This is a genomic window from Streptomyces sp. NPDC030799 (assembly GCF_055572255.1).
The window spans coordinates 134,767-153,901 of the sequence record NZ_JBVIDS010000003.1 but is presented as its reverse complement, the minus strand read 5'-3'; the positions used below and the strand labels follow the sequence as shown (position 1 = coordinate 153,901).

The 19,135-nt window shown below is 68.7% G+C and carries 13 protein-coding genes and 2 pseudogenes; 1 reads left to right on the top strand and 14 read right to left on the bottom strand.

What is annotated here, in order from left to right; translation table 11 throughout:
- The first annotated feature begins 150 nt into the window (after nt 1-150).
- Complete coding sequence (locus tag ACZ41I_RS08300) at nt 151-3,789, top strand: nSTAND1 domain-containing NTPase (RefSeq protein WP_468513543.1); 3,639 nt, start codon at nt 151-153, stop codon at nt 3,787-3,789.
- A 915-nt stretch (nt 3,790-4,704) separates the two neighbouring features.
- Here the strand turns inward: ACZ41I_RS08300 and ACZ41I_RS08295 are convergent.
- From ACZ41I_RS08295 to ACZ41I_RS08230, 14 genes and pseudogenes are all read right to left on the bottom strand, one after another.
- On the bottom strand, nt 4,705-5,697 hold the full coding sequence (locus tag ACZ41I_RS08295) for a glycosyl hydrolase family 18 protein (RefSeq protein WP_468513542.1): 993 nt from the start codon (nt 5,695-5,697) through the stop codon (nt 4,705-4,707).
- Nucleotides 5,698-5,880: 183 nt separating this feature from the next.
- Nucleotides 5,881-6,459 (bottom strand): hypothetical protein, encoded by a 579-nt coding sequence (locus ACZ41I_RS08290; protein ID WP_468325192.1) that lies wholly within the window; start codon nt 6,457-6,459, stop codon nt 5,881-5,883.
- 480 nt (nt 6,460-6,939) lie between these two features.
- A pseudogene (locus ACZ41I_RS08285) lies at nt 6,940-7,427 on the bottom strand (helix-turn-helix domain-containing protein); the annotation flags it as partial.
- 1,083 nt (nt 7,428-8,510) lie between these two features.
- Nucleotides 8,511-8,909, bottom strand: coding sequence for an ATP-binding protein (locus ACZ41I_RS08280; protein ID WP_468513541.1), 399 nt, complete (start codon nt 8,907-8,909; stop codon nt 8,511-8,513).
- A 275-nt stretch (nt 8,910-9,184) separates the two neighbouring features.
- Nucleotides 9,185-9,723, bottom strand: a pseudogene (locus tag ACZ41I_RS08275) (transposase); the annotation flags it as partial.
- A gap of 461 nt (nt 9,724-10,184) precedes the next feature.
- Entirely contained in the window at nt 10,185-10,820 is a 636-nt protein-coding gene (locus tag ACZ41I_RS08270) for a hypothetical protein (RefSeq protein WP_468513540.1), read from the bottom strand.
- Between the two features lie 194 nt (nt 10,821-11,014).
- A complete protein-coding gene (locus ACZ41I_RS08265; RefSeq protein ID WP_468513862.1) occupies nt 11,015-11,956 on the bottom strand; it encodes an NAD(P)-dependent alcohol dehydrogenase in 942 nt (313 codons plus the stop codon).
- Entirely contained in the window at nt 11,953-12,963 is a 1,011-nt protein-coding gene (locus tag ACZ41I_RS08260) for a hypothetical protein (RefSeq protein ID WP_468513884.1), read from the bottom strand. The genes ACZ41I_RS08265 and ACZ41I_RS08260 overlap by 4 nt, the downstream gene beginning before the upstream one ends.
- A 90-nt stretch (nt 12,964-13,053) precedes the next feature.
- Entirely contained in the window at nt 13,054-13,245 is a 192-nt protein-coding gene (locus ACZ41I_RS08255; RefSeq protein ID WP_468513539.1) for a hypothetical protein, read from the bottom strand.
- 286 nt (nt 13,246-13,531) lie between these two features.
- On the bottom strand, nt 13,532-14,179 hold the full coding sequence (locus tag ACZ41I_RS08250; RefSeq protein WP_468513538.1) for a class I SAM-dependent methyltransferase: 648 nt from the start codon (nt 14,177-14,179) through the stop codon (nt 13,532-13,534).
- Nucleotides 14,180-14,345: 166 nt separating this feature from the next.
- The gene (locus tag ACZ41I_RS08245; RefSeq protein WP_468513537.1) at nt 14,346-15,698 is read right to left on the bottom strand and encodes a hypothetical protein; all 1,353 of its coding nucleotides are present in this window, start codon (nt 15,696-15,698) and stop codon (nt 14,346-14,348) included.
- 232 nt (nt 15,699-15,930) lie between these two features.
- Nucleotides 15,931-16,263 carry a hypothetical protein gene (locus ACZ41I_RS08240; protein WP_468513883.1) on the bottom strand — a complete coding sequence of 111 codons (333 nt, stop codon included), beginning with the start codon at nt 16,261-16,263 and terminating at the stop codon, nt 15,931-15,933.
- On the bottom strand, nt 16,167-16,547 hold the full coding sequence (locus ACZ41I_RS08235; RefSeq protein WP_468513536.1) for an NHL domain-containing protein: 381 nt from the start codon (nt 16,545-16,547) through the stop codon (nt 16,167-16,169). The genes ACZ41I_RS08240 and ACZ41I_RS08235 overlap by 97 nt, the downstream gene beginning before the upstream one ends.
- 342 nt (nt 16,548-16,889) lie before the next feature.
- Complete coding sequence (locus ACZ41I_RS08230) at nt 16,890-19,010, bottom strand: NHL repeat-containing protein (protein ID WP_468513535.1); 2,121 nt, start codon at nt 19,008-19,010, stop codon at nt 16,890-16,892.
- Nucleotides 19,011-19,135: the final 125 nt, after the last annotated feature.

Below are 19,135 nucleotides of genomic sequence, written 5' to 3'. Positions count from 1 at the left end.
TTGGGGCGCAGCACCGAGTTCAGCAGCCGGCGCATTGTTCGGCAGGACTCCTCAGGTGACCAAACAATGGCCAGGCTCGATCCTTCCGCGGGGTGGTGCGGGCGCCTAGCGTGGTGCTGACCTGGTGCGGGGCGACGTGCAGGAGAGGGTGTGGCGGGGCGTCCTGAGGTACCGATCGATCCGGAAGCCGGTCCGGTGCAGCGTTTCGCGTTCGAGTTGCGCAAACTGCGCACCGAGGCGGGCGCGATCGCCTACCGGGTGCTGGCGGAACGAGCCGGGTACTCCATCACGACTTTGTCGCAGGCGGCCGGCGGTGAGCGGTTGCCGACGCTCCCGGTGGTCCTGGCCTACGCCCGAGCCTGCGGGGGCAACCTGTCGGAGTGGGAGGCCCGGTGGAAGCAGGCTGTGGACGAGGTCGCCGCCTCGGAGCCTGCGGATGGCGAGCAGGGTGCGGAGCCGCCCTACAAGGGGTTGGCGCGGTTCGACACCGGGGACCACGGCCGGTTCTTCGGCCGCGACCGGCTCACCGGCGACCTGCTGGACCTGCTACGCAGCCAGCGGTTCGTGGCCCTGTTCGGCCCCTCCGGCAGCGGCAAGTCCTCCCTGCTGCGCGCCGGACTGATCCCTAGCCTCCGGCGCACCCAGGAAGCAGGGCTACGCCCGGCAGCGATCCGCATTCTCACGCCAGGTGAGCACCCGGCCCGCACCCACGCCCGCGTGTTGGGTCCCGCGGATGCCCCACAGGGCACCAGTGACACCGAAGCGGACACGTTCGTGGTGGTCGACCAGTTCGAGGAAGTCTTCACCCTCTGCCAGAGCCGCACCGAGCGTGCCCGGTTCATCGGCCTGCTGCTGGCTGCCCGCCGGCCCGGGAGCCGATTACGGGTCGTCATCGCCGTCCGGGCCGACTTCTACAACCACTGCGCCGAACAACGCGACCTTGCCGACGCGCTGCGCGACGGCCACCTGCTCGTCGGCCCCATGAGCCCGGAAGAACTGCGCGAAGCAATCGTCAAACCCGCCACCGCGAGCGGCCTGACGGTGGAACGGGCGCTGACCGCCCGGCTGATCGAGGAAGTCACCGACGCCCCGGGCGGACTGCCACTGCTGTCGCACGTGCTGCTGGAAATCTGGCGCCGACGCCGCGGCAGCACACTCACCATGACCGGCTACGAAGCAGCCGGCGGCCTCGCCGGCGCTATCGCCAAGACCGCCGACGAGGTCTACGGCCGCTTCACCGAAGGCCAGAAAAGCGCGGCACGCCGCATGCTGCTCCGCCTGGTCATCCCCGGAGACGGCACCCCCGACACCCGGTGCCCTGTCAGCCGCGCGGAGCTGCAGGACGTCGGCGGCCAAGAGACCGCAAAGGTCCTGCAAGCCCTCACCCGTGCCCGGCTGCTCACGGCGGATGACGACACCGTCGACCTCGCCCACGAGGCCCTGCTGACCGCCTGGCCACGGCTGCGCCGCTGGATCGATCAAGATCGCGAACACCTGCGCGTACACCGCACGCTGACCGAAGCGGCACGCGCCTGGGCGGACCTGGACCGCGACCCGGGGGCGCTGTACCGCGGCACCCGCCTGGCCACCGCCCAGGACCACTTCGGCTCCGGGCCGACCGCAGACCTCACCAGCCTCGAACGCGCCTTCCTCACCGCCAGCCTCACCATGCGCGAGCAGGAGCAGCGGGCCTCCGCACGTACCACCCGCCGCCTGCGGATGCTCACCGCGACCCTGTCTGTCCTTCTGACCGTCGCCGTCACTGCCGGCCTGCTCGCGTGGCAGCAGAGCCGGACCAGCGACCATCAGCGGCGCAATGCAGAGGCCGCTCGCCGGGTGGCGCTGTCCCGGCAGCTCGCGGCTCAGTCCGCTGGCCTCATCAGCACCGATCCCGATCTTGCTGCGCTGCTGGCCGTCCAGGCCTACCGCACCAATGCCACAACCCAGGCCGAGGACAGCCTCTACGCCGCCTTCGCCCTGCCGCTGCGACACAGGCTCGCCGAATTCACCGGGTCGGTGCTCGCGGTGGCGTTCAGCCCGGACGGGCGCACCCTGGCCACTGCGGGCGACGACCGCACTCTGCGCCTCTGGGACACGCGCACCGGCCGCCTACGCAGAGGTCTTCGTGAGCAAGCGGCCGATACGGTCGCCGCCGCTTTCAGCCCGGACGGGCGCATGCTGGCCACTGCGGGCGACGACCGCACTCTGCGCCTGTGGGACACGCGCACCGGCCGCCTGCAGGGGAACCTGGCCGTGAACGCCGAATCCGCGGGCGCCGAGGCCGCATCGGGCGTCGCCTCGCTGGCGTTCAGCCCCGACGGCCACAGCCTGGCCACCGCCCGCGACGACGGCACCGTGCGGCTTTGGGACACCCGCACCGGACATCTCCGAAGAAGCCTGGCCGCCCACGCCCGCGGCGTGCGCGCACTGGCCTTCGGCCCGGACGGGCGCACCCTGGCCACGGCCGGCGACCACGGCCCCGTGCGGCTCTGGGACACCCACACCGGTCAGCAGCGAGGGAGCCTGGCCGAAGACTCCCATGTTGCGGTCACCGAAGCCGGATCGAGCGCTTCCGCGGTGGCGTTCAGCCCGGACGGGCGCACCCTGGCCACCGGCAGTCATGACGGCGTCATACGGTTGTGGGACACCGGCACCGGCGGCCGGCAAAGGAGGCTGCCGGGGCACGTCCACGGCGTGCGCGCGTTGGCGTTCAGCCCGGACGGTCACACCCTGGCCAGCGGCGACGATGGCGGTAGCGCGCGGCTGTGGGACATGACAGCCGGCCAGTCCCGTCCCATCCTCACCGGTCTTGCCACGACAGCGGACTCCATGGCGTTCAGCCCGGACGGGCACTCACTGGCCACGGCCGGCTTCGGTGTGCAGCCAGTGCAGGTGTGGGACCTGACCTCGGGCCACCGCCGGGTGCGACTGGCCGGGCACACCAAGGAAGCCGACTCAATCGCTTTCAGCCCAGCCGGTCATTCCCTGGCCACCTCGAACAGCTTGAGCCTCGGGGCTGAAGTGTGGGACACAGACACGGGCCGCCTGCTGAAAAATGTGGCAGACACCACCCCGGTCCACTCGATGGCCTTCAGCCCCGACGGACACACCCTGGCCACGGCCGGCCCGAACGCCGGCGTGCAGCTGTGGAACGCCGCCGACGGCCACCTGAGCAGACACCTGCCCCTCACATCAACGTGCGTCATCACCTCGATGGCGTTCAGTCCGGACGGCCGCATCCTCGCAACCGGCAGCACCGACGGCGCCGTGCACCTATGGGATACGGGCACCGGCCACAGCCTCGGCAGCCCGCTCAGGCACGCCAGTGAAGTGACCGCCGTGGTCTTCAGTCCGGACGGCCGCATCCTGGCCACCGGCGGTCTCAAAGACCGCACGGTACGGCTCTGGGACACCCGCACCGGCCACAGCCGCGGAAGCCTGCCCGGATACACCGGTCAGGCGGGAGCCGTTGCCTTCAGCCCTGACGGGCACACCCTGGCCATCGGCAGCGACGATGGCACCGTACGGCTGTGGAACGCCGACACCGGCAGCACACTCGCCACACTCTCCGGGCACAAAGGCACCGTGCTCGCCATCGCGTTCAGCCCGGACGAACGCACCCTGACCACCGGCAGCGCCGACCGGTCGATACGGCAGTGGCACCTGGCTCTTCCCGCCCCCACCGCGGCCATCAGCGCCATCTGCCGCGCCGTCGCCCGCGACCTGACCACGCAGGAACGCGCGGCGTACCTGCCGGACCAGCAACGAACAACCACCTGTACACGATGAGCCTGCTCTTCGGTCAGGAGATTAAGGACTGCCCGGATCGGGTGAGCATGAAGTCCAGGGCCCCTCGCCGACGACCACGTGTGGGGGTCGTCGGCGCGCTTGGCGGCTATCGCCTTGGCTTGGTCGGACCAGCGCCAGGCCTGCTGTTGCTTCCCTATGACCTGCGGCCTGCGGTTTCAATCTGACGGCAAGTCAGTGCGGTGCGCCCGCACAGCTCGTCGCGCCATGCGCGCACTGGTGTGCCTCGGCGCGCCGCTGTTACCGGTTGCCGGTGTGCGTGGCGCGTGACGGCCGTCAGGAGTCGCCTCTACGGTCCGCGCGGGGGACAGACCCCGGCATGGAAGGATGCCGAGGCGGCACGCGGGCAGCAGCCGAAGATGCGGCCTACAAGGCGCAGCGCGAAGCGATCAAGCGGGTGCGGACGGCGAAGAAGAAGGCGGTCGGCGGGAAGCCGAACCCCGAAGAAGACGGCGGCCAAGAAGGCAGTGCTGCTACCGCGCGACTCGGTGCGGGCCACGAACCCGCGCACCTGCCCGGCCCGCTACACGGATGAGGCAAGGGCGAGGTCGTCACAAGGGTGACGGGCGGCTGGGGACATCCCGACTGCGCGCCCCAGCAGCAGACGGCAGCCGAGCGGGAGTGCCCGGAGCAAGGCCAGGAGGCGGCAACACTCGACGAAGCCGCTGTGCGGGACGACCTTCGCGCAGCATGCGGAGTTGGGGGAGAAGGAGAAGCGGGAGCGGGTGCGCCTGAAGGCGACCGGCCGGCTTCCTCGCGGGGAGAAGGCAAGAGGGCCCGACCGTCGGGCCCTTTCGTCATCTGACCTCAGCAGGGATGCACCGCCGACCCCCTGAGCCGGCGCATCGCGCCGGCTCAGGGGGTCTCGAAAGACTTCTCCTCCTCGCTGAGGCGGTATCAGTGTGCTGTGCGTGGTGTCCGTGCGCTCGCGTTGGGCGCCTGGGTGGTGCTGATCTGGTTGAAGATGTTGGAGTAGGCGTAGCCGGTGGGCTTGTCGTACCCGTCGACCTCCCAGAAGGACAGTTCCTGGACTCCGTTGGAGGCGGCGAAGTTCTCCAGCGCGGCCGCGTCGGCCTGGGAGAAGTTTTCGTCGTCGTCGTTCTTGCCGGCGATCGGCGTCAGGCCCATCATCTGATACGCCTGCGAGGTGGAAACGCCGTAGATATCGGCGAGCTGCTGGGCGGTTGCCTGTGCGGCCGATTCGGCGTCGGCGAGGGCGTTGTGTCCGTCGCCGAAGTCCATGGTCATGAGGTTGACGGTGCTGACGTTGACCCCGTTGTTCTTGGCGTCCTGGAGGAGTTGGGTCTGTGCGGAGGGCAGGCCGTCGGGGGCGACCGCGAGCGTGTAGCCCACCTGGACAGAGGGGTTCTGTGCCTGAAGCGCGGCGAGTGCCTGGTTGCGGCGGGTGTTGGCTGCGGTGTCGTCGAGGGTCGAGCCTTCGATGTCGAAGTCGAGCCGGGTGACGCCGTAGGTGTTGACGATGTTGGCGTAGGCGGCGGTCAGGTCGGAAACGGAGGTGCAGGTCTGAGCGAGTTCGCCGCCGGCGGCTCCGCCGAAGGAGATGATGACGTCCCCACCGTTGTCCTTGAGCGCGTTGATTTCCGAACTGAAGGCGCCGACGGGGTCACCGTTGAATTCCCATTTGGCCGTGCAGCCGTCCTGGGGGATGAGGAATGCGAGCGTGTAGTGCTTCAGACCGGTGGTGGCCATGTCGTCGGCCATGTCACCGGCTGTGCCGGCGCCGATCTGGAGGTAGGGGGCCGCGAAGTGCGCGGGCCACGTCGACGTCGCCGCCGCGGCGTTCGCCGGCTGTCCGTTACCGATCAGCATGGCGGTGGCGGTGAGCGGCAGAAGCGCGGCGAGTGCGGGTTTGGGGATGCGAGTGTTCATGGTTGCCTTGTCGGACTGGGAATCGACAGGAATGGGATCGCCGTCCGCGCAGGCTTGGGCCTGGGAGGGGCGGCGTGCTCCGGCACGGGTGTGCCTGACCCGGTGTGTGGATGCGAGGCCATGTAGGTTCGTCGGCCGCCGGCGGCGACCGAAGGCCGACGAGCCGGGCCGCTCAGGGACGGCTCAGTGGTGGACGACCGTGCACTGTCCGTCGGAGAACATCGGGGTGGTGTCGACCGGCAGGCCGGGGTCAGGATTGACGGTGATGCCGGAGTCCTGGGTGACCGAACCTTCGCAGTTGCCGAGGGCTGGCTCCGGCTGCGTGCTGGCGGGGCCCATCCACAGATCGACGTGGTACACGCCGTTTTTCCAGTCCGAACTGCACTCCGCACAGCCGTCCTCCATGATGAAGTACTTCTGGAGGTACGGGACATATATGCGGGTGCCGGGCGCGAATTCGTCGGGGTCGGTGGCGAAGGTGGCGGGGTGGTCGTAGGTGCCCAGGTCTTCGGTCGCCTCGTTGTGTATCTGGGGATAGGCGATCTGCGCGGTGCCGTAGTTGCCATTGCCGTCGTCGTTGTCGTTGTAGCCGTAGGACGTCACATGGACGTTGACGCTCTGGCTGTCCGTCGGCCGATTTTCGTGATTCCCGGAACGCTGGACGACGGCGGAGACGGTGTGTGCTGAGGCAACAGGGGCAGCGAGGGCTGTGGCGAGTGTCACCGCTGTGACGGCGACTGGTAACTTCAGATGTGAGCGCATGGTGTCTTTCTTCTCCGATGGGGAATGCGGACGTCAGCGGGCGGACCGCTTCGGTGGGCGACCCAGCAGGGCACCCGGAAGCCGGAGCACGCGCTGAGAGATTCCGGGGCCACCACAAGGTGCTCCCCGAAGGCCGTGATGGCACCGGCGGACAGGTTGATACGGCGGTGTGCCGAACGCCGCCAGGGATTCGCCGGTCGGCTCTGGCTAGGGGATTCTTCGTGGGCCATGTCTTATCGGCATGCGAGTCCTCTCGACTACCGGTCAGGATGAAACGGGTTGGCTGCCGGAAACCGCCGTACTGTTGTACAACATATTACTGTCGGTAACACCATTGACCGGTATGGAATTTGCGTTTCTAAGGCTTCATTACATGCCGCTTAAGGCGCAGATAAACCGATGGCTTCGGACCGTTCCGGCGTGACCGTGGGGGGTGACCGGCGAGGAGGGTCCGAGTGAGCGGTCAATTCGCCCTAGAAGCATGACGATCAGATCGCGGTACTGGCGCCAGGAGAACGCCTTCGGCTCGCCTGGGCGCCCGTGCCAGATGTGCAGCGTGAAGAAGTAGCGGGACGGACCGGTGTCCGGCGCGGTAGCAGACCAGCAGACCACGCCCGTGATGTTGACCCGTCCCTGGCTACGACCGCGCACCCGCACCAGCGGCCGCTGCCCCCGCGGGGCCCAGGTGCGCCCCCGTGACGGCCTCAGCCCCTGGCCGCTTTCGTCCTCGAAGCAGATGAGGGCGCCCAGGTGGGCCGCGGTCCTTTTACCTGCGGCCACGTCTCGGCCCTCCACACCGCGATTGCCTCCTCGTCGCGCTCCAGCGCCCACTGCACGGCGCAACGCGTCCGCACCGTCCTGTTCCCATGCCCGCCGCCAGTGCCGCACCGACCGCGACGTCACTCGCAGATCCTTCGCGACGGCTTGGTCTTCGCGCCACGAGCGAACCGCTCAACCGCCGGGCGCATCCGCTCCCGCTTCTCCTGCTCCCGGGGCGTCAGCCCACAGTAAGTGACTCATGTGGACCTGACAGAGCCCTCGGGGGCCTGTGCTGGGCGAGGGCTGCAATGCCCGCTCGAGGGCCGCATGGACCGTCTTGGGCTCATTGGCGGCTCCTCCGGCTCCGGGGTCAGCGGCGTGATGCCGATCGCCTCCAGGAGGCCGCGCTGGCCGAGTACCAGGCCTTGCCAGACGTCGTCCTGCCTCCTGAACGCCGACGACTTCGGGGCGTTCCACCGGGAAGACATGAGCACCCGGGTGAGGACCGAGCCTTGTTGCCGCGTGCGGGGCTTGGCTGAGCGCCAGCTCTGGCCGTGCCGCGACGGCGCCGACAAGGACTCCGGCCGGCGGCCGGGGTACTTTGGCTCTGCGCGGTCGGGCTCCTCCCACCCTCGCTGGAGCCGGGCGGCCGCCGCGCCGTGGCTCCGGTGCCGGGCCACGGGCTCGCACCCGAGCACCTGAGCCTGAGTCTCGTTGTCGAGGGGGCGTGGCCGCCTACGAAGCCTCGGTCAGGGGGCGCCTGAATGCCTATGTCAATCGGCGGTGGGCGGGGGTGGCTGTCGCTTGAACGAGTGACGTGAAGCGTGCATGTGCCCGGCGGGTGGAAGATTTCTTGCCCGTCCCTACGTCCAGCGTCTCTGCCTACCGAGAGGGAATCACCGTGCTGTCTGTCCGTCGCATCGTGGCCGTTGCAGCAGTGAGTGCACTGCTTTCCCTCGGAGCGATCGTGCCCGCCGTGGCCGCCCAAGCGCCGGGCCCCGACGACATCACCGACGGTCTTCTCGAACGGCCCGTCAGCACGCTTGTGGGCTCTCCCCTCGGCCTCCCTCTCGGCATCTGAAGCCGTCGGTCGGTACGGGCCGGTAGCGCCGGTCGGCTCCCGATACCTGCTCATCAGCCCTGTCATCAACTGTGACGGTGGACGTTCACGTATTTCCCTGGGCTGAGAGTTGGTGGCTGGTGCTGATGAGCCGGTCGCGGAGGGACTCGGCGACGAGGAGGTCGGGGGAAGAGTGGATAGCAGTCGCTGGGCGCCCGGTTGCTGGTGACGATCAGGAGTGGCCCTGGCGCTCGCTGACGAGTTCGTAGAGGTCGTCGGCGTGGGCAGCGGAGAGCTGACGCATGGCGAAGTCGTCGAAAATGAGCACGTCGGGCTGTACCAACTCTTGGATCCGCCTCTCCCGGGTGCGGTCCGCGTGGTCGCCGGCGAGTTCGGCGAGGATCGGGCTCGTCTTGGCGAAGCGGACATGGGCGCCCTGCCGGATGGCGAGGTGGCTGAGCGCCTGGGCGGTATGTGTCTTGCCGCCCCGGGCCGGGCCGAACAGAATTACGTGCTCGCCGGCGTGGAGCCAACGCGGTCCTCCGAGGCCGCGGATCTGGAGGCGGAGAGCTTCGAGAAGGCGGTGAAGTCGAACTCCTCCAGGGTGATCTGCTGCTCGAACTTCGCGCACTGGAGAAGTCGAGCCGCCTGGAGAGTGTTTGAGAAGTGTCTTGTTGCCGGGTATTCAACGGAGCGTGGACCTTGGCGGGCGGCAGGTCGCCTACCGCCCGGCAAAGCGCCAGGCTCGCCACCAGACGGGCGTCTTCCTCTCGAAGGCGATCTCCTCCGGAGGATAGTTACTCATGTCGGTGCGTTTCCCCTGCTCAAGCGCCGCATTGGTGGTGGCCAGGGTGCCGCTGAGCCAGACTTACACCATGGCCGCGGTGGGTCGGACGTCGACCTTGCGGCCGATCACTTTCCAGGGCACGGAGTGGAGGATGCGGCCGACCTTGATGTGGATGTCCGGGCCGACGGTGGCCGTCGACCAGCGGGCAGGGCGAACGGGGTGGGCGGAAGCGGCAGCAGCGCGGTGGCCTCGACGACACCGCACACGGCCATCGGGCCGCCCCGCCCAGCGGCCGGCACTTCCGGCGTCCGGCCACCTGCTGGCTCCAGGTGACGGCCTCGGCCTGCATGTTCTCGATCGAGGTGAACTCCCGCCCGCGCCAGAAACGAGTCCCGGACATAGGGCATGGGCCGCCACACCCTGGATTGTCCTTCGGCTTCGAGCCTCTCGCCGGATCCGCCAACGCGCCGAAATGAGCGGCGAGTTCGGCATACGCCCTGTTGATTTTCGGGTCGTAGAGGTCAGTCTTGTCGACGCCGGTCTTCAGGTTGTCGGGCACCAGTCGGCGCGGGACGCCGTCGAAGTAGCGGAAGGCCGCGACGTGTGCCTCGGTCCACGCGTGCTGGTCCAGGTGCAGGACCGGACGGACGAGTATGTGCAAGTTGGTCCACTGCCACAGGGGCCTGTAGTCGATCTGGGCTTCCTCGCCAGGCTCGATCTCGTTCACGGAGACGTTCCTGTCGGCCGCGTGGGCCCTACGCCTGGCCGACCGCTACCGCCCGCACCTGCCTGCCGCCTAGTGACGTTGCACGCCTCAGGTGATCAGCCTGACGCCGCGCCTCGCCCTGCGGGCCCTGCCACGTCACGAGCAGGACTACGCCAGGGCCCTGGCCCGGCAGGCGGACGCCACCACCATCCGGCCTGCGCTGCCCGTCGCCGACCTTCGGTATCCCCAGCCGGGACCCGTGGGAGGATCCTGGTCCGCTTGTCCCGCTGAGCAGGACAAAGGGGCCCCTCATGGGCTTGCGGCCAGATCCCTCAGTTGGCCGGTTGAGTGTTCGGTGGCCGGGCCGATCCCAGTCTGGGGGTGGAGGCCACGGGTGCTGACGAGCCGGTTGGTCAGGCCTGGCCCGACTGGGGAGGGTCCTGCCGCTCCTCCGTCTGGCGGGTAAGACGTTTCCGGGTGGCTCTTAACTGCTTTACGCGCTCCGGCAGGTCAGGGAACTCATCAAGGACGCCGAGGTCCTCGCGAAGGGCATGCCGTAGCAGCCAGACTGCCTCCGCAAGGGGAGTGGCGAACCATGTTTCCGTCTGCCTCCATATGTCCTGGCTGTCAGCGGGGTTCGGAAGCTGTTTCACCAGCTTGTAGCCGAGGCTCAGGCAGTGGTTGACTTCGGAGGCGACCTGTAAGGTGCGGCCGGGTAGCACCATCTGGGCTTGTGCGTACTGATCCCGGTAGGAGCCACGTGCAGACTCCAGGGCCGAGCCGTCTGCGTTCTCGCCGCGCTTGAGGGCCAGGATGTAGTCGTAGGCGGCCGTTCGGTAGGCGCGGGCGGATGAGTTGAGTGCCGCGTACAGGTCCCGCTTGCGCTGCAAGTTGCTCTCGTCGCGGTCTTGTTGGCGTTGGCGCTCTGCTCGCGCACCTTCCTCCGCCAATTCGCGGCGCCGGGACCACTGGCTGAGCAGCGGGGCGCCCATGGTGCCGGCTACACCGACGGCGGCTACCACCACTGCTGTCAGATCGGCGCTTGCCATGTGGTCCTTCCTGCTGAGTCCAGGACCGCTGCACCATCGCATGCATCAGCACCTGGATGAGGCGATAGACAGGCTGCCCGCTTGAGGCTCGATTGGCCAAGAGTCTGGGCCGCGGTTCCGTGAAGCCTCAGTTTGGTGGCTCCGACCGGGTCCGCTGCCGAGCGTAGCCATCATGGAAGCGCGGCCGGGGCCCTTCAGTTGGGCAGTGAGTCTGCCAGTTGTGGATGCCCGTGCTGCTGAGGGATGGCAGGTTGTCGGTGCCGGTCCACGGCGTTGATCGGCGGGCAGGGTGTCACTTGCCGGGCAGGGTGAGTGCCAACTTGCCTGTGACGCGGCCGTCGTGGAGGTGTCGTACGGCTGCGGCGGTCTCGGTGAGCGGGTAGACGCGGTCTACCACATGGCTGAGCGTGCCCGCGTCGATGAGAGCGGTCAGCTCGCGCAGCCCATCGGCGTGCTCGGAGGCGGATGAAGGTGCCCAGGTGCTGGCCGGTGAACGGGCACAGCATCTGTGCGCGCAGCTGCCGGTCAGTGCCGCCGAGCCAGGCGCCGTTCGTCTCGCCGCCGGTGATGGCCAGCCTGCCGCGGGGCGTGAGGGCGCGGCGCAGATCCCGCAGATCACGGTTGCCTGCGATATCGATGATGGCGTCGTAGCGTCGCGGGCCGGCGAGGAAGTCCTCGCGGACGTAGTCGATCACGTGGTCGGCACCCAGCGCCCGTACGGCGTCGAGTTTGGGAGTGCTTGCGACGGCCGTGACCCGGGCATTGAAGGCGTGCGCGAGTTGGACGGCGAAGGTGCCCACGCCGCCGGCCACTCCTGTGATCAGGACTTGCTGACCCTGCTGGACCTTGGCCTTGTCGCGAACTGCCTGGAGTGCGGTGAGCGCGCTGATGGGTACCGTCGCCGCTTGCTCGAAGGTGAGTCGGGTCGGTTTGGGCGCGATCCTGTCGGGACGGGCGGCGGCGTATTCGGCGAACGCAGCTGCTGCCGTCCCGTAGACCTCGTCGCCGGGCGTGAACCCGGTCACCTCGGAACCGAGCGCCTCCACGACACCGGCGATGGTGCGGCCGGGGTTGGGGAGCTTCGGCCTGCGCAGCCCGCTCACAGGGCGGACCGCGTAGGGCCGACCGGACATCATGCGCCAGGTGCCCCGGTCCACGGTGGAGGCCCGCACCCGCACCAACACCTCGCCCGGCCCGATGCTGTGCCGGGAGTGCCGCGCCGTGCGCAGCACGGCTTCCGGAAGTTCTTGCCGGTCGACGTCTCCGTGGTCGTGTTCACGGCTGCATCATGCCGGTCCGGCCGGTTGGCGGGTGCGGGAGCGCCCGTGCTCCTTGGCGTAGGGGGTCGAGCTGGATGAATTCCAGTGAGGTTTTGGTGATGTGTTCGGTGCCATCGCAGATGGCGGTGACGGCTGCCTGGCGGATGAGGCGGGCGAGGCTCCCGATGCGGCCGGCGGTGCGCTGGGTGTAGGTAGGCGGCATGGCGGGGGAGGGCGCCGGGGCGGTGTGCGGTGAGGTCGAGGGCGGCTTCCATGTCGGTGATGAGATCGGTGAAGGGTATGTGGGTGCCGCGGCGGGCGGGTAGGGGGCCGTAGGCGATGAGGTCGGGGCGGCCGGCGAGTTGGGCGCCGCGGGCTCCGGTGAACAGGGCTGTGGCGGCGACGTCGATGCCGGTATGGACGAAGGTCGCTTGGATGCGTTTGGTGAGGTCTTTGAGCAGGTCGGCTGCTTCGGCGCCGGTGGTGGTGCGGGGGACGGTTGCTGACTCTGGACGGCCACCGCCAAAACCCTCGCCCCCGAATTCGCCCGCTACCTCGGCATTCCCGCCACCACCCGCATGACCCACACCCAGATCACCAGCGCCGTCTGCCACACCTGCACCGCCGCCGGCGTCCACCTGGTCCTCAACGACGAAATCCACCGCCACGACACCCGCGTGCGGGACGGCCGTCTCCGCCAGCAGCAGGGCGGCGGCGACGGCCTTGGTGCCGGCCGGGCGCAGGGCCGCGGCGAAGACGGCGCGGGTGGCGATGCCGACGGCGATTGTGCGTTCGGGCCAGCCGGTGGTGCCGTTGTCGAAGACGGCCAGGACGTCCCGACGGGCGCCATGGACCTGTACCTGCTCGCCCGGGCGCAGTGCCACGGTCGGAGTCGGAGATACTCACGAGGTACCCGATGAGCCGTCGTTCGACGCCGTGGCCGCACCCCACTGCCACGTTCCGTTCTCCGCCCCTCACACCGGCCACCGGAGCACCAGCCCGGTGACGCCGAGCGGGAACCCCGTGGGCTGATGCCCGGCCCGGCCGGCATTGCGATGCCGAGCCGCGCTGGAGGTGGGCGGAGATCCACAGACGATGGTGGTCTTGTCGTAGCCCGAACCCGTCACCATCACCGTCCCGCCCGGGCTGCGCTTCCTGGAGGACACCGCTGCCCTCATTCGCCAAGCGGACGAGCCCGCCCAACGCATCGTTCCCGGCAAGCGAAGCCCGGACCAACGCACCATGACCCTGCCGAACGTGCCGTTCGAACTCGCCCCCTGCACCTGGGCCGTGATCTTCGCCGCACTGGAAGTCGCTTTGGAGGCCGTTCCGGGGGTGTACCCCGTGCTCTTCGAGGTGGGCAGCCCAGTCATCATCGAGGCATCCAGCAACATCACGGTCGGCACCGCCCAACCTGCGTGTTTCGCGCTGGGCAGCGGTATGGCCGGCTGGTCAGTCCTTGCGCAGCACCCACTTGTAGTCGTAGATGCTCAAAGGCAAGCCGTTCGTGTCGCTGAACTCGCGTGCCGCGCGCATCACCCCCGGCCAGTTGTTGCTGAAGTCGTCGCCGATCATGACCCCGCCTTCACGGACGAGCGGCCAGTAGTGCTCGATGTCGGTGAGAACGTCTGGGTACTCGTGTCCGGCGTCGATGTAGGCGAGATCGCACTGGATGCTGTAATGGGCCAGGATCTTTGCGGCTTGGGTACTCGTGCACGCAAACGGGGTGATGACGTCTTCCAGGCCGTCGTGCAGGACGTTGAACAGGAACTGGTCGTAGAGCTGCGGGTGGCCGAACTCCAGGTTCAACTCGGACTTCCCCCGCTGTGTGATCCAGTGCTCCATGCTGCCGAGGAAGCTGTCGACGCAGACGATCTCGCAGTCCACTCCGAGACGCTGCACCAGTTTGCCCATGTGCAGGGCGGACGCACCCTTCCACGTGCCGACCTCTACGATCAGACCAGGGGCGAGTCGTTCGATCTCCTGGGCGAAGACCGGATGGTCCGACCCCCATCCTTGCGGGTCGTAGGACATTCCTTTTCCGTCGAAACCTGCATAGGGAGAGGTGTTGTGCAACAAGGTTTGGACGTTCTTGGTCATCAGGACTCCTTGGCGATCGGGTCTGCGACTCTGCGAAGCCGTGTTGCAGTCTGCTGATCTGTGACGTGTGGGCGGGCGGCCTTCGGCCTTGTCGGCGGCGCTCGTGATGTCGACCGGACGGGGGCGGCGCCCCAGTGCGCCGCCCCCTTTTTGACACCTCGGCCGGTCAGTTCTTGCGTGTGATGGTGACGGGGTTTTGTGCGGTGGCGAAGGCGGGTTGGCCGAGCTGGATGCCGACGAGTGCAAGTCCGGCCGGTGCTGTGGCCTCGACTTCCATGGCCGGGTAGATGGATACCCAGGCGTCCTTGCCGGGCCGGCTGGGTACCAGGTCCAGCGGCACGGCCGGGCAGGTCAGGGTGCGGCGGTCGGCTGAGAGCACTCCGAGGGCGACGGGTTCGTGGCTCTCGTCCTCCGAGCGGGTGAAGGCGACCCGGTCCTCGATGAACAGCAGTCCCTCGGGGGCGGTGAAGACCACCTTGATGGTGCCGATGGTGCGCTGGCCGGTGTTGCGGATGACGAAGGCCGGATAGAGCCAGCGCTCCTGGCCCGCGGTCGCCGTCAGGGCGTGGGTCTTGACGGTGGCCCGCAGTCCGGTGTCGATGCTGGCCGGCGCCTTGTACCGGTAGTAGACGCTGCCGAGCTGGAAGGCGTCCTCCAGCTTGGCCTCGTCCCAGCGCAGGCTGCTGGGCGAGCCGTCGGGGTCGGCGGACTGCGGCCAGACCAGGAAACGGTAGTAGCCCGGCTTGTCACCGAGCTGGCGCAGGTCGATCGCGGGCAGGGTGACCTTGCGCCCGGTGCCGCTGTCCTTGTGCCCCTCGGCCTTCTGCAGCTGGGGGGTCGGGGTGTAATGCGAGGGCGTTCCGTCCTCGTGGACGAGCTGATAGTAGACGTGGTCGCTGTTGCTGCTCGGCACGCCCTTCTCGCCCTGGCGCAGGTTGACCAAGTCGATGATGAACTTGTCCCCGGGGATACGGCCGCTGTCCGAGACATAGCCGAATCCGGACTGGCTGTTGGGGGTGCCGCCCCAGTTGTTGTCGTAGGGCAGCCGGACGAAGGGCCGGCCGACCTTCTCGGGGTCGCTGCGCTGCCAGGCGCTGGCGAGTACCTCGATCTCCGGGGTGGCCGTGCGGACGTCGCCGTTGTCGAGGGTGACGTCGACGCGGATCTGGTACTTGCGGCTGTAGGCCGGGCGGGGGTCCGCGTCGACGTCGAGGTCGCCGCGCAGGGTGAAGGTGATCAGGTCGGCGTCGTCGAGGAAGGTGAGGTCGATGACCTCGTACTCCTGGTCGATGCCGCCCCTGCCGCGCTTGACCTCCGTCGCGGCGAGCTCGGCCTTCCCGTTGCCGGTGTAGGAGTACTTGATCTCCTTGATCTTCACCCCGACGGGCACACGGACGCGGCCGTCGTAGCGGAACTCGCTGTCCCAGACGGCGAAGCGGTTGGCGTAGCCCAGGGTCCGGATGCCGGTGACTTCAGGGTCGAGCGGTGCGCAGCCCTGGGGAGTTGCAGGAGCGTTCATGAGTGTTCTCTGATTCCTTCCGGGAGTGGGGATCGGCGGTGCGGCGCGAGGGTCGCCCTCACGAAGGCCCGCACCGTTGGAGCGACGGGGTCATCGACTCGGGCGTCGGCGGCCCGTCTGCCATGCGGACGTGTCGTCCGTTGTCGGCGACCGCGGTTACGGTGGCGGTCGGCGCTGCGGGGATGGCTCTTTTGAGTGGCGCTTGGGCGCGCTGGATCGCATCCTTGCGGGGTTATGCCTGAATGGTGACGGTGGCTTGCCAGGTCGCGAAGGCCGGGTTGCCGATGCGGATGCCGACGCGTACGGCGCCGGCCGGGGCGCCGGTTTCGACTTCCATCTCGGGGTAGACGACGGCCCACTTGCCGGGGTCCAGGTCGAGGGCGGCGCCTCGGAGTGTCAGGGTGCGGTTGCCGTCGGAGCGTTGGCCGGCCAGTTCGGTCTCGCCGGTGTGACCTTCCCGGGACATCATCACTCGGTTCTCGGTGAACCAGAGGCCTTCGGGGGCGGTGAGGACGATGTCCTGGGGACCGATCCGGGTGCGTCCGGTGCTGGTGAGGGTGAGCACGAGGGGGTAAGCCCGGGGCCGTCGTCGGAGACGAATCCGGCCTGGCCGTTGCCTGCGACGGTGGTGATGATCCCGTTGGGCGCCACCTTCCGCACCCGATTGTTGGAGCGGTCGACGATGTGGAGATTCCTCTCCCTGTCCACCGTCAGGCCCCGTGGTTGGTTGAGTTTGGTCCCGGACGCTGAGCCCCCGTCCGCGACGAAGCCCGCCTCACCGTTGCCCACCGCCGTGATGATTGCGCCGTCCGCGTAGGTCGCTGTGGCAACGGCTTTGCTGGTTGTCATCGTTGTTCCTCCTGTGGTGGTGCGGGGCGCGGCGCCGGCCGGTGTTCCGGTGCGGGCGGGCGCGCCCTGGCTCTTGCGGCAGCGCTGGGGCTGTGCGCCCGTGGCGCGGCGTGCGAACGGGATGCCACTGTGCGGGAGGTGACCGCTGGGGTGCGGCGGCGGCCGGGACAGCAGGGTCTGGGGGCCACCACCCGGGAGGCGCTCTCGGGTACGCCTGATTCGGGGTGGCGCCTCGGGCGGCTTTCGCGGTATGAACCGCAGAGGCTCGGGCCCTCTCCGTCCAGGGAGAGGGCCTGGCCTCTTTTGGGTGGATGTTGCCCCGCGCCGAGCTGGGTCGCGGCGTTATGCCTCGATGGTGACGGTGGCGTTTCCGCTGGCGAAGGGCGGGATCCCGATGCGGATGCCGACGCGTACGGCGCCGGTCGCGGCGTCGGCCTGGACTTCCATCTCGGGGTAGACGACAGCCCACTTGCCGGGGTCCAGGTCGAGGGCGGCGTCCCGGATGGTCAGAGTCCGGTTGCCGTCGGAGCGTTGACCGGCGAGTTCGGTCTCGTACGTCGCCCCTTCGCGGGACATCATCACCCGGTTCTCCGTGAACCACAGGCCTTCGGGGGCGGTGAAGACGATGTCCGCAGGGCCGATCCGTGTGCGCCCGGCGTTGGTCAAGGTGAGCACGACCGGGTAGACCCATTGCTGGCCGGGCTTCACCCGCGCCTTCTCCAGCTGGGTCTGGACGATACGGACGCTGTGCCCGGCATCGGCGCCGGTGACCTTGGCCAGGATCTGCACGGGGGGCCGCTGGCCGATGCTGGCCGAGCCGTCGCTGGCGAGGCCGGCGGTGGCGTCGGGCTGGGCGCGCAGGCCGATGCTGTAGATAAGGGTGCCCGCGTCGGTGTGGGTGGTGTTCAGGTGCGGGTTGTCGCGGATGATCAGGGTGCGGCCGGAGTCGTAGATCTCGTGCTGCAGGTCGCCGGTGATGGCGCCCTGGACGGTGTCGGGGTAGGTGTAGGTGGGCCGGCCGCTGAAAGTGAAGCCGGTGGGGGCGGTGAAGCGCTGGGTGATGATGCCGGGGTTCACCGGCTGGCCGACGGGTGAGACGTAGCGCAGCAGGACACGGGCGGACTGGCCGGGAGCGGCCTCGGGGATGTTTTCCTGGTAGACGGTCAGGGCGCGCTCGTCGGCCATCGGTTCGGGGACGACGACGGTGACGGGCAGGGTGAAGCTGTTGTCCTTGAGGTTGAGGTCGCCGCCGTACTGGATCTCCAGCGTGGACTCGTACGTGCCCGGTTTGGTGGTGTCGGCGGCGCGGACGCGGAACACGCCGTCCAGTGAGCCCTTGTTGGGGATCAGTTCGGTGCCGGGGAAGGTGCGGGTCAGGCGCCGTCCGTTGTTTTCCTGGGTGCTCTCCAGACCGTCGGCCAGGGTGAGGACCACGGTGATGTGTTCTCCGCCGGCGATGGCGGGGCCGCGGTTGTGGACACGGGCGCCCAGGTCGAATTCCTGGCGGCGGGGGACCGTGACCGGGAGGATGACTTCGCCGTACAGGTCGGCGATGGGAGGGGGCGGCGGGGTCACGGTCGCCGCTGCGAACACCTTCCGCACGCGGTGGTTCGCACCGTCACCGATGTACAGGTCGCCGGAGGGGGAAACGGCCACTCCGTAGGGGTAGTAGAGCCGTTCGCCCACCGCCGGTCCTCCGTCGGCGACATACCCGGCGACGCCGGTACCCGCGGAGGTGGTGATGATGCCGCTGGGCGTCACCTTGCGGACACGGTGGTTGTGGCCGTCGCCGATGTAGAGATTCCCCGACCCGTCCACCGCCACGGCTGAGGGGTAGTGCAAAGACGTTGCGACGGCGGGGCCGCCGTCGGCGACGTACCCGGCGACGCCGTTGCCTGCGACGGTGGTGATGATGCCGTGGGGTGACACCTTACGGACCCGGTGGTTGTAGCGGTCGCCGATGTAGAGGTTGCCGTCCTGGTCCACCGCCACTCCCCAGGGGTAGTGGAGTTTGGTGGCGACGGCGGGGCCGCCGTCGGAGACGAAGCCGGCCTGGCCGTTGCCTGCGACGGTGGTGATGATGCCGTTGGGTGTCACCTTGCGCACCCGGTGGTTGGAGTAATCGGCGATGTAGAGGTTTCCCTCCCTGTCCACTGCCACGCCGATCGGCGCGTTGAGTTTGGTGGCGACGGCGGGGCCGCCGTCGGAGACGAAGCCGGCCTGGCCGTTGCCTGCGACGGTGGTGATGATGCCATTGGGTGACACCTTGCGCACCCGGTGGTTGCTGACATCGGCGATGTAGAGGTTCCCCGCCCCGTCCACCGCCACGCCATTGGGGTTGTGGAGTTTGGTGCCGACAGCCGGACCGCCGTCCACGACGAACCCGGCCTCGCCGTTGCCCGCCGCTGTGATGATCGTGCCGTCCGGGAAGGCCGCCGTGGCGCCGGTTCTGCTGGTTGTCATCATTGTTCCTCCTGTTGGGGTGCGGGGCGCGGCGCCGGCCGGTGTTCCGGTGAAGGCGGGCCCCCGGGCTGTTACGACCGCGCTCGGGCTGGCCCCGACGCGCGGAGTGTGAAGGGGTCGGGAAT